General features: G+C 32.1%; 6 protein-coding genes. 4 read left to right on the top strand and 2 right to left on the bottom strand.

The genetic code is table 11. The features are described from left to right. Positions 1-7: 7 nt before the first annotated feature. Positions 8-1,126, bottom strand: coding sequence for a helix-turn-helix transcriptional regulator (locus BVC87_RS18250; protein ID WP_075343847.1), 1,119 nt, complete (start codon positions 1,124-1,126; stop codon positions 8-10). A gap of 99 nt (positions 1,127-1,225) precedes the next feature. Then, positions 1,226-3,679, bottom strand: coding sequence for a trypsin-like peptidase domain-containing protein (locus BVC87_RS18245; protein ID WP_159439385.1), 2,454 nt, complete (start codon positions 3,677-3,679; stop codon positions 1,226-1,228). Between the two features lie 416 nt (positions 3,680-4,095). Between BVC87_RS18245 and BVC87_RS18240 the strand changes: the two genes are divergently transcribed. From BVC87_RS18240 to BVC87_RS18225, 4 genes are all read left to right on the top strand, one after another. Further along, on the top strand, positions 4,096-4,809 hold the full coding sequence (locus tag BVC87_RS18240) for a DUF547 domain-containing protein (protein ID WP_075343845.1): 714 nt from the start codon (positions 4,096-4,098) through the stop codon (positions 4,807-4,809). Between the two features lie 200 nt (positions 4,810-5,009). Beyond that, complete coding sequence (locus BVC87_RS18235) at positions 5,010-5,831, top strand: DUF547 domain-containing protein (protein WP_075343844.1); 822 nt, start codon at positions 5,010-5,012, stop codon at positions 5,829-5,831. Positions 5,832-6,019: 188 nt separating this feature from the next. Next, positions 6,020-9,256 (top strand): starch-binding protein, encoded by a 3,237-nt coding sequence (locus tag BVC87_RS18230; RefSeq protein WP_075343843.1) that lies wholly within the window; start codon positions 6,020-6,022, stop codon positions 9,254-9,256. Positions 9,257-9,320: 64 nt separating this feature from the next. Continuing rightward, complete coding sequence (locus tag BVC87_RS18225) at positions 9,321-12,686, top strand: starch-binding protein (protein WP_075343842.1); 3,366 nt, start codon at positions 9,321-9,323, stop codon at positions 12,684-12,686. Positions 12,687-12,699 lie beyond the last annotated feature (13 nt).

Genomic DNA, 12,699 nt, shown 5'->3' with positions numbered 1-12,699 from the left:
TGACACCTTATAAATTTTGCTTTAACTCACTTGGAGAAACTCCTAAATGTTTTTGAACAGCTCTATTAAAAGAAGATTTAGAATTGAATCCCGCCTCCATTGCTAAACTCAATAAGGTAAACTTTTTATTCTCTGGTTGTTTTAAAAGAAACTGAACTTCATTGACTCTATACTCGTTAATATAATCATTGAAGTTTTTTCCAAAAACTTCTTTTAAACATTGAGAAATTATGTAGGGTTTAGTATTCAATTCATCAGCTAGCATATTTAAATTCAACTTTTGAATTTTGTATAATTCCTTTTTTTTGACAACGGAGGTCAATTCCTCTGCAATTGATTCTAGTTTTATTCTTTCTTCATCTGATAATTGACTTTTAACAACAATGTTTTTCTCATTTCTTCTAGAAAAACCTTCTACTCCTAACCAGTAGATTAAAAGTGATATTCCAATAAAAAATGGGTAATAAAAAAAACGGATAAAATAAAAGTAATTCTTTTCAAGAAATACATTGTAAACGAGAACATCAATAATTAGAATTAATAAAACTAAGGAAAAGTATATTTGAAATGAAAAAACAATACGTTTTATCCAATTAAGCGTACGTTCATGAAGACTTATACTCTTATTTAATAACTTTAGCGATAAACTAGCATAAAAAATAATCAACCCACTCGCAATTATATATATGGTTGGATAATTCATCCATACGACATAACCCCAATATCCTAACCAACTTAAGCTTTCACGGGTTCCTTCCCAATATAAATTTTGAAGTCTTACAAATACACTAATACAGATTTGAACTACCAATGGAATAAAATGATGATATTCTTTTATTGATACTTTATAATTAGTATGTATTTGTGATTTTACATAAAAATAAAGTAAAGGTCCTGTTATCCAACTTAAGTCTAGCATAAAATAATACCAAGTATCATAATATCCTAAACCGAATAAGCGCATAATTTGAATCAATAATCTGTATGAAAGTAAAAACAATATTATTGCGAGAATCTTATTAGAATTACGATTATTTTTAGTTCTAAATAAAATCGTTCCGTAAACAATACCTTGAAATGCACCTACAAATAAAATTAGTATGATAAGGACTTTAACTGTATCCATTATGTATAATTAAAAATCTAAATATAAAAACAAACCCTCTTGAAAAACAAGAGGGTTATCTAATTAATTCATTTAACTATTTAAATGACACAATGATAATTATTCAACAATAAATTGTTTACTTGTTGTTGCAAATTCATTTTCTATCCTAAGAATATAAACACCTGTATCAAATTGGTCTATAGCTATTAATTTACTTTCTCCAACTATACCTACTTTAAGCGTTTGACCCAACATATTCACTATAGAATATGTTGCTTTACTTAATTCTTTAGTAGCTCCTAGTAACCTTAATGCATTTCCTCTTTGAATTGGATTAGGCGCTATTTCTATTGATGTAAAAATATCTTCATCCTCATTACCAAGTACATCTACCCTAGCTTCAAACATTTCAGTAACTATAGCATTAGAGTTTTCACAAGTTCCTTCATAAATTCTAACATTAGAGAATGTAGAATTGTTTCCTGATCCTCCATCATTATCATTAATGAATACTAATCTATCCATGTTTCCTGTATATGAACTACCGACAGGTATTGTATATGTAGTTGTTCCACTAGAATAATTATCAAAATTTGTAATTCCATAATTTTGAGTTCCATGAACTTTGAAATATCTGTTTGCTGTTAATGTATTATCATCTTCAAACCCAATTCCATGAATTTCACCTTGCGAAGTACTACTAAATTCAAATTCAATCACTGTATTAGCAGTAACATTATAGTTTAAAGCAATGTATTTCCAAGTATTATTAGTTAATGTTAATGATGCTCCACTTCCACTAACAGAGAAATTACCTGCTGAATCTTGATTAGAAAAACCAGTTATAGAAAAGTCATTAAAATCTAAGGCAGCACAACTAGGATTTCCTCCACCTCCTGAACCAGAAGTTAATGCTAAGTTATCGATTGCTATATCACTAGACCAACTAGAACCTGTAGTACCTACAAATCGTAATCTAACTTGACTTTGTCCAACGTAAGAGGCTAAACTAACTGACTCATCATTCCATTGATTTCCTTTATTACCAGAATCACTCCAAATAGTTGTCCAGCTAGTACCATTCGTAGAAGCTTGTAATGTTAATGATCCAACACTTGTACCAAACATGTGATTACTAAATGTGAACGTAGCCGAAGATAAAGATGATAAATTAAAACAAGGACTTTGTAAAATAGCAGTAGCATTAGATCCTATTTGACCAGTACTTCCATTTGTTGAAGCTTCTAGGAACATATAGAAACTACCATTAGCTCCAGAACTTGGTCCAGTACCTGATGAAGGCGTACCAGAAGCATCTCTTACCCAGTTACCATCATCACCTGTAGCTTGAGTCCAACCTACATTAGATTCAAAACTTTCACTGTAAGGAAAAGAAGATACGGTTGATGAACAAGTAGTAGGATCTGGGCCACCACCACCGCCTCCACTATTATCTACACCATTAGCAGGCATTGAACTTCCAATAGCACTAATTAAACTATCTGATCTACCATTAGATCCGTTTGGGCATCCACCGGTATTATGAATAGCAACTACTAAATTAGAATTAAAATCTAATACTGGAGAACCTGAACTACCTCTTTCTGTATCTGCTAAGTAAGTAACTTGTCTACCTCCAGATAATGTACTTTGAGAAACTCTAGAAAAACCTCCAGCAGTAGGATCTCTATCAGTTTTAACCGAGATCTCTTTTCTTCTACCTCCTGGATGCTGTGGAATATAAATTCTATCTCCAGCACTTGTAGCAGCAGAGCTTAAACTTAAATATCCATAAGTATTGGTTGGATTATTTGGTAATTTTACAAGTGTGTAATCTAAACCAGAACTTGTTTTAATAAATGTAGATGTAGAAGCAACTACGTCACTAGTAGCATTACCAGAACCTGAACAACTAGACTGTTGAAAATTAAACACAAAATCTGTATTTTGAGCGTCAGAAGCTGAACCAATACAGTGATTGTTTGTCATCACATGTCCTTCACTACCTAATAACCATCCTGTACAACTTCCACTACCACCTATGATTAATCTACATACAGCTTTTGCTTTTTCATACATTTCAGTACCTTCATAACAAGCTATTCTTTCTTTATCATCACTAGAACAAATAGATCTTTGTAAAGGAGCACTTCTTTTAAATAAATTAGTAATTCTTTTTGGTGAATACCCATATGCTACTTTGCTTATTTCAAAACCATTATGAGCATTGGCCTTACCTAAAGAAAATAATTTTACTTCTACTTTATCATCAAAGATTACTTTAGACCAGAAATTACTTATCATAGTCATTTTTTCATCTACAATTTTACCTTTACCTCCATAGATTAAAGTTTCATCACTATTACTTCCTTTAATTTGGATATAATCTCCAGGCGCTAGATCAAAATTTTCAAAATATAATTTCACGTAAGAAGAATTTTCAGAATAAAATTCTTTAGAAAATACTAATTCAGGAACATTTTTTTGACTAATAGAGGGTCTTTTACTAAATTTTTGATACACATTGGTAACTTTTACGTCTGCATCAAATTCATCCCCAATTTTAAACATTTTTTGGGCTTGTAAATTTATTCCAAATAGGAATATGACGGCAAGAACTACCATCTTGAAAAAGGGTTTTTTCATTTTTGAAGGGTTTTTAATTGGTTAATTATTAGCAATAAAACTAAATATTAATAACACATAAAGCAAGATAAATCTTAAAAAATACTATTTTTTTAAATTATCTTCAAAAAAAACCGATATTTGTTTAATCTAAGAACCATATTATTAAACAGTTCTTTTTAACGATTCTAAGCAACGAATATATTTAAAACATTAATTGAAGAACAAAAATCAAAAAACGGGCTTTATTCGAAAATTTTCAATCTTAAAAACCTATTTTTTTTAACAGAAGTTGTAATGAAGTTTTATTTCTTCCGTCAAAAAAAGTGTAAAACCCCAAAAGGACTAAAATTAAAAATAACATGAGAAAACTATTTATTACCTTATCATTTTTACTGATAACTTTTACCGTACAGTCTCAAAACAATGAAGTATTTGATGCACTTTTAAAAACTTATGTAACCCCAGATGGTAAACTAGATTACAAAGGGTTAAGAAAAAACAAAGCCGTTTTAGACATTTATTTAAATCAATTAGAAACTACTATTCCATTAAAAAAATGGTCATCAAAAAAAGCAAAAGCTTTTTGGATGAATGCTTATAACGCATATACTATAAAACTTATTATTGATAGTTACCCATTAAAAAAACTTACTGATATTAAAATTAAGGGGAAAAGTGCTTGGAAAATTCCTTTTGCGAAAGTAGGTAATCAAACATACTCATTAGATTATATAGAACACCGCATTTTAAGAAGATGGCATGATGATGCTAGAATACATGTAGGTATAAATGCAGGAGCTATTTCTGGTCCTAGATTTCCAAATTATGCTTTTACAGAAAAAAATATAGAAAGTAAACTTGAAATGTTAATGAAAGAATTTATTAATGATGATACTAAAAATAAAATTTCATTGACTGACGTTCAGGTATCTAAGATATTTGAATGGTACCAAGAAGATTTTACATTAAAAACTTCTTTAATCGATTATATTAATAGGTATTCAAACACTAAGGTTAATGATAATGCTAAAGTGTCATATTTAGATTATAATTGGAACCTGAATGAAAAATAATTACTAGTAAGTAAAGTCCTTTTTAAATATATCCCAAAAAACAACCTTTGCAAGGTTGTTTTTTTATTTTAACCTACAATATATACTATTCAACGTAAGATCTTATGAGTTATATAGTTTCTTTAATTTAATTCACCACTTGTCTTATTAAATTGCATTTAATTATTCTCTTACAATTCATTGATTTAAAACTAAATAAAATGAAAAAACATATTTTAGCTGCAATTTACTTCATCTGTTTTATACACCTAAGTTATAGTCAATTGGAAAGTTATGACTTACTTTTAAAAAGCCATGTAGATCAAGAAGGTAAAATAGACTATGAGGCTATTCAAAAAGATAGAAGTAGACTTAATGATTTTTTATCTTATTTAGAAAATACAACTCCCGATGAAACTTGGAGTAAAAATCAATTAAAAGCCTTTTGGCTAAATGCATATAATGCCTACACACTTAAAATAATTGTTGATTATTATCCTGTTAAAAAAAATAGTTTTACTAGTGATCAAACCAATGGTACAGATAATAGTATCAGTTTTACAATTACCAACACAAAAAATTCAAGTATCATGTATATTGAAGAAAATGGTAAGGATGCTTGGAATATAAAGTTTGCAAAAGTTGGAAACAAAGTATATACATTAAACCAGATTGAGCATGAAATTATTAGGAAAGACTTTAATGATGGTAGAATTCATGCTGGATTAAATGCTGCGAGTTTATCAGGACCAAAATTAGTAAACTATGCTTACACAGAACAAAATATAGAAGAGAGTTTAGAAATTCTTATGACAAATTTCATTAACGATCCTTCTAAAAATAAAATTTCTAGTACTGAAGTTTCAATATCAAAAGTATTTGAATGGTATCCAAATGATTTTAATAAAGGAAACGTTATTAGCTTTATAAATAAATATGCTAATACTACAATTAATAATGATGCTAAAATTTCTTATCTTTTTTATGATTGGACACTAAATCAAAAGAAAGATGGAACTCCACTTTTAGCTATAAAAAAATAAACATTTCTCTATTTTGAATCCTTCGGCTCTCTTTCATTAAAAACTTATCAACACGAAATCGATTTCGGCTATTTTAAATGAATAATAGGTGTTAAATAATCATTATTTTGATGATATCTTAATAAAACAACCAAATATTTGAGCATTTGCTAACCCCTTACAAATACTCTCAAACAAACCTTTTATTCATGAAAAAAACTTATCAAAGATTAAGTTTTGTGGCTTTAATGATAGCCACATTAACTTTCAGTAATTTGTATTCTCAAGTCGATTTTAGAGAAGAGACAATTTATTTCCTACTGACTAGTAGATTTAATGATGGAGACCCTAACAATAATGCTCCAACTGAATGGTCCTCGTACAACCCCGATCCAGACATCAATTCAAGTATTACGGATCCAAATGATGTTACTTGGCGGGGGGATTTTAAAGGACTTATTGAAAAACTAGACTATATCAAAGATCTAGGTTTTACTGCAATTTGGATTACGCCGATTGTTCATAATCGGAGTCCTTTAGATTATCATGGTTATCATGCTTGGGATTTTACTAGAGTAGACCCTAGATTAGAATCACCAGGCGCAACTTTTCAAGATTTAATTAATGAAATTCATGCTAGAGACATGAAAATTGTACTTGATGTGGTTACCAATCATGCTGGACGTTTTGGTATTAAAGACGTTGCAGAAATCAAGTATAATACAGATCCTACAAAACCATGGGCAGCGGATGATAATCCAAACTGGGAGTATGATGGAATTACACCAAACCCAGACGATGGTCTTATATGGAGTAGAGCTAATTTAGCTAAAATGCCACCTCCTTATAATCAAAATTTAGCTGCTTTTAATTTTCCTGGTAAAGAGAGTTATGTAGATACTAGTGATCCTGAATGGTATCATCACTCAGGAAATGGTTTTGCGCAAGGGTTTGATGATGTTGAAAATCTTCAAAACAGAGCATTAGCAGGAGACACTCCTGATTTGAATACTGGAAGTCAAAAAGTAAGAGACTACCTAGTTAATGCGTATAGAAAATATATAGAAATGGGAGTTGATGCTTTTCGTTGGGATACGTTAAAGCATATGAGTAAAGAAGATGTATTGTATTTCTTTGATGCTTTTAAAGCTATAAATCCAGATTTATTCATTTTTGGTGAAGTAGCTCAAAAAAGACACGAATTACATCCTGTTGAAGAAACTAATCCACATTATTATACTTGGCGTGGTGCTGTGAATAACTCTCAACCTTTAGATTTAGCGGTAATTGATTTTTATGGAGAAGCTACTTTCCACGGTACATTTGAAGAAGGACAATCCTTCCCTACCGTAAAAGCTGCTGCTAGATATGATAATTTGTATAGCGATCCTTCTACACTAGTTACTTGGTTAGATAATCATGATTTTGGACCGAATAACGACTGGAATAGACGTTACGGTGGTTCTGATGAAAACTTAGCCGCTTGTATGAACTTCATGTTTACTTGGCGAGGTATACCAACAGTGTATTACGGAACAGAAATGCGCTTTAAAGCTGGAGAGTTTGCTGATATTCATAACGCAGCAGGAATTCAGGAATCTATAGATAAAACAGGTAGAGCGTATTATGGAGATGTAATGGATCAAGCTCCTAGTCATAAAATTTATCAGCAAATTAAAAAACTAAATGCTATGCGTCGTGCTATTCCTGCCTTACAAAAAGGAAGTTGGGAATGGAAAGAAGCACCAGGCAATGCAGTTTCTTACAAAAGAGTGTACGGAAATAGTGAGGTTATAGTTGGATTAGCCAAAGATGGTGGGGCTTCTTTTTCTATTTCAGGAGTTAGAGATGGTGTGTATAGAGATGCTGTAACCGGACGAGAGGCTTTTGCTTCGGGTGGACGTATTAATTTTTCAGTTACCTCTGGATCTGCTGGTATTTATGTATTAAACGGACCTGGATTAATTGGACCTTGTGGTGGTGGATATTTTGAAAACTGTGTTAACGGACCTAGCAAACCTATTGTAAATATTAATCCTAGTAATACAAGATCAGAAGATCCTATTCAAGTATCTATGGAAGCCTTTGGAGGCAATGGAAACTTAGAAATTTTCTACACAACGAACAATACTAATCCAAATAGATCTAGTACTAGATATTCGGGTTCATTTACCATTAATGATTCTACTACTATTAAAGCAATTGCTTATGATGCTGATGGAACTGCTTCCGATATTATTACCAAATCTTATGTAATTGGTCCTATTGAAGGATTACATGTATACTTTAAAAAACCAGCTTCTTGGTCTCAAGTAAATGTGCATTATTGGAATGAATCTCCAGATGTTTTACCTGCAAGTAACTGGCCTGGTCCACAAATGAGTAGAATTGGCAATACTGATTGGTATGAATATATTTTTGATGGTGTTACTAGTACAAACCTCTTATTTAATGATAACGGAAATGCAAAAACTGATGATTTATCTAGAGATCGAGATGGTTGGTACGAAAACGGCGCTTGGTTTGACTCAGACCCAAGAGATAATACACCTGATGATGATGACACAGACAATCCTGATGACCAAGATACAGCCGATGGTATAACTATTTATTACAAAGGAAATCTTTCAAACCCTACCTTATATTTTTGGAATACAAGTCCAGGTACACAAACTACTTCATGGCCAGGAGAAAGTATGACCGATATTGGTAATGGTTGGTTTTCATATAAATTGAATGCAGTTAACTGTACCAATCTCATTTTTAGTAGTAATGGCTCGAATAAAACTCCTGACTTACAACGTTGTGGTGACGGATGGTACTATAATGGAACTTGGTATGATAGTAACCCTAATGAACAACCTGATAATGGTAATGACTTAACTGTATATTTCAAATCTGATTCTTTCAGTAATCCTGAAATTTACTTTTGGAATGTTACACCATCTAACGTTACCACTTCTTGGCCAGGAGAAAGTATGCAATTAGAATCTAACGGATGGTACAGTTATACTTTTTCTAATACCGACTGTGCTAACATCATTTTCAGCGATAATGGTAGTTCACAAACTACTGACTTATCTAGATGTTCTAATGGATGGTATTATAACGGTAACTGGTCTGATACTATGCCTACTTCTCGTCAATCAAGAAATATTTCAATAGAGAAAGAAGATATTATAGATAACTACGTTACTATTTATCCGAATCCTATTACCGAAAACTCAAACATTGAATTATATGCTCCAAAAGATCAAAGTAAGGTAAGTATAGAAATCACCAATCTTTACGGAGCTTCTGAGGTAATATATAACGAAACTGTTCTTCAAGGAAAGCATTCATTTGCACTAAAAAATCAGAATAGTAAAAGAGCTAGCGGAATCTACTTCTGTAGAATTCGTGTAAATAACAAAGTACACACTCATAAAGTTATAATCAAAAATTAACATCTAATTGCCACCCTATATCAAATGGGGTGGTTTCAAGTTACCTTTTAAAAAATCAAAACTAATGAGAACAATAATAACAAGTTTTTTTCTCCTATTCAGTCTTTTTGTAATAGGACAAAATGAAAATCGAAACAAACCATTTACATGGGATAATTCTACAGTATATTTTGTAATTCAAGACCGTTTCGAAAATGGTAAAACAAGCAATGACCAATCTTATGGAAGAGGAAAAGATGGAAATGGCAATGACTACGGATTTGATCAAGTTGGTAATTTCTACGGAGGAGATTTCGTAGGATTAACTCAAAAAATAAATGAGGGTTATTTTGATGATCTAGGAGTTAATGCCATATGGTTTTCCGCCCCATACGAGCAAATTCACGGATGGGTATCTGGAGGTCAAAATGGAGAATTTAGACATTATGCTTATCACGGTTACTATGGATTGGATTGGACAGAAATGGACGCTAATTTTGGTACAGAAGATGAATTTAGAGCTTTTGTAGATGCGGCACACGATCATGGTATTCGCTTAGTTATGGATGTAGTAATGAATCATGTTGGTTACAACACATTACACGACATGCAAGAATTCAATTTTGGTTGTGTAAATGATAGCTGGAGAGGCTGGAGACCATCTAACGGTCAAAATTGGGCAAGTATTCACGATTTATTCATCAATTATTCTAACAGTTGTAATAACTGGGGGAATTGGTGGTCTGGTAGTTGGATGCGTGCAGGATTACCTGGTTATCCTTCTCCAGGTGGCAATGAGCTTACACAAACTTTAGCAGGTTTGCCTGATATTCTTACTGAATCTAATTCAGAAGTTGGGTTACCTCCAATACTACAGAGAAAGTGGTCTTCTAGTAAATTAGCTCAAGAACAATCAGAATTAAATGACTTTTTTAATAGAACTGGATATCGTAGAACTGTAAGAAATCACTTTGTAAAATGGTTAACTGACTGGATTAGAGAATACGGAATCGACGGTTTTAGAGTTGACACCGAAAAACATGTAGAAGGAGAATCTTGGAGAATCTTAAAAGAACAAGCAGTAATTGCTCTACAAGATTGGAAAAACAATAACCCAACTAAAAAAATAGATGATTTACCATTTTGGATGGTTGGAGAAAATTTCGGATATGGTTTTGGAAGATCTCAATATCATATCGACAATGGTTTTGATGGTTTAATTAATTTTGATTTCCAAGGACGAGCTGGAAACATTAATGATTTAGAGAATATTTACTCTAATTACGCCAACTCAATCAATTCAGCTTCAGACTGGAATGCTTTAAGTTATATTTCTTCTCATGATACTTCTTTATTTGACAGGGGAAATTTAATTAATGGAGGAACTAGTTTATTATTAGCCCCTGGATCTATACAAATTTTTTATGGAGATGAAACAGGTAGACCAGAAGGTCCAAGAGGTGGTGATCCACATCAAGGAACTCGATCTTATATGAACTGGAATAACATAAATACTAATGTTCAAAACCATTGGCAAAGATTAGGGCAATTTAGAAGAAATCATCTTGCTGTTGGTGGGGGAACTCATCAAAGACTATCTAGTAGTCCGTATACATTTTCAAGAATACTTAATGATGACCGAGTAATAGTTGTTATAGGAGCATCAGGTAACACCTCTGTTAATGTATCTTCACTATTTCCTAACGGAACTGAATTACGTGATTTTTATACAGAATCAGTGGCAACGGTTTCAAACGGATCAGTTACTTTCAACGCACACAGCAATGGAATTATATTAATAGAAGAAACAAATCCTACAAATCGTCCTTCATTAACCGTTACCCCTGAAAGTAGTTATGATCCAAATTCTATAACAATGACTGCTTCAGCTACTGATAAAGATGATCCTAACCCGACAATATATTACACGACTGACTTAAACTTAAGTACAGATAATTTAAATAATTGGACGGTTTATACTGGCGATGTAACTTTTACTGAAACTGTAGATGTACAAATAGTAGCTCAGAATGCAAATGGAGAATTATCTTCAGTAATTACTAGAAAATACTCTATTGGTGAAATTGATGGTTTTACACTTTATGCTTTTTCTGAATGTGGTGAAGTTCCTAAAGTTTATTATTGGTTAGAAGAGCCAAACGTATTACCAAATGTAGCTTGGCCTGGTGTTGAAATGACTCCTTTAGGTGAAGGTTGTGAAGGATGGTATACATACGAATTACCAGGAATATTAAGCACAAACTACATTATCAATCAATGTGGTGGCCAAACAGAAGATTTATTCTTAGATAGTCAAATGCCAATTCCATGTACTACAGGAAATCAAGCTCCAAATTTATCTGTAAGTCCAGTTGGCGGTGAATACACTACAGGAGAAACAGTTCAAGTTACTTTAACTGCTACAGATAGTAGTGACCCTAATCCTGCAATTAGATATACGGTAGATGATTCTACACCAACAAATTTATCTCCAATTTATAACGGTCCTATAGCTATTACTACAGATACAACAGTAAAAGCAGTTGCTTTTGATTCGGAAGGTTTAGCTTCAAACATCATTTCAGAAACATACACTTTTACAGAACAATCAAGTGGCATGACGGTGTATTATAAAGGAAACCTTACAAATCCAAGTATTTATTTCTGGAATACAAATCCTGCTTCTTTAACTACATCTTGGCCTGGTGAAAACATGACCAATATTGGCAATGGCTGGTTTTCGTACACTTTTGACGGAGTTGATTGTAGCAATTTAATTTTCAGCAATAATGGAGTTAATCAAACAGCAGACTTGCAACGTTGTGGAGATGGTTGGTATTTAAATGGAACTTGGTATGATGAGCAACCTAATACTAATAATAATGATTTAACAGTGTATTTTAAATCTGATTCCTTTGCCAACCCTGAAATCTATTTCTGGAATACATCTCCATCGAATTTAACTACATCTTGGCCTGGTGAAAGCATGCAACCAGAAGCAAATGGTTGGTATAGTTATACATTTACTGATACTAATTGTGCCAATGTAATTTTCAGTAATAATGGTAATTCACAAACTGCTGATTTATCAAGATGTTCTAATGGATGGTATTATAATGGAACTTGGTACGATCAAAATCCACAGCCAACTTCTAGTAGAAATAGTACAATCAATCTTCAAAAGATACTAGAAGACACCATTACTATTTATCCGAATGCTATCAATGAAAATACTGTGGTAGAAATACGCAATTCAAAAGAGAATTCTTCGGTTAAAATAGAATTAATTACTATTTACGGAGCTTCTCAAACTATTGCGAATACCAATATAAATTCTGGAGTTCATAGATTCACCCTTAATGAAGTTCAGCAACAATTAGCTAGTGGAATTTATTTCTGTAGAGTAATTATAGATGGACAGTCCACAATTAAAAAAATCATTAAAAACTAAAAATACAAAACAC

It is taken from the genome of Tenacibaculum agarivorans (assembly GCF_001936575.1).
Lineage (GTDB): Bacteria > Bacteroidota > Bacteroidia > Flavobacteriales > Flavobacteriaceae > Polaribacter > Polaribacter agarivorans.
This window is presented reverse-complemented; position numbering and strand designations above follow the sequence as displayed.

Coding starts and splice junctions, on each gene's coding strand:
- BVC87_RS18250 (WP_075343847.1), bottom strand. CDS start 1,126: ATGGATACAGTTAAAGTCCTTATCATACTAATTTTATTTGTAGGTGCA.
- BVC87_RS18245 (WP_159439385.1), bottom strand. CDS start 3,679: ATGTTTAAAATTGGGGATGAATTTGATGCAGACGTAAAAGTTACCAAT.
- BVC87_RS18240 (WP_075343845.1), top strand. CDS start 4,096: ATGAGAAAACTATTTATTACCTTATCATTTTTACTGATAACTTTTACC.
- BVC87_RS18235 (WP_075343844.1), top strand. CDS start 5,010: ATGAAAAAACATATTTTAGCTGCAATTTACTTCATCTGTTTTATACAC.
- BVC87_RS18230 (WP_075343843.1), top strand. CDS start 6,020: ATGAAAAAAACTTATCAAAGATTAAGTTTTGTGGCTTTAATGATAGCC.
- BVC87_RS18225 (WP_075343842.1), top strand. CDS start 9,321: ATGAGAACAATAATAACAAGTTTTTTTCTCCTATTCAGTCTTTTTGTA.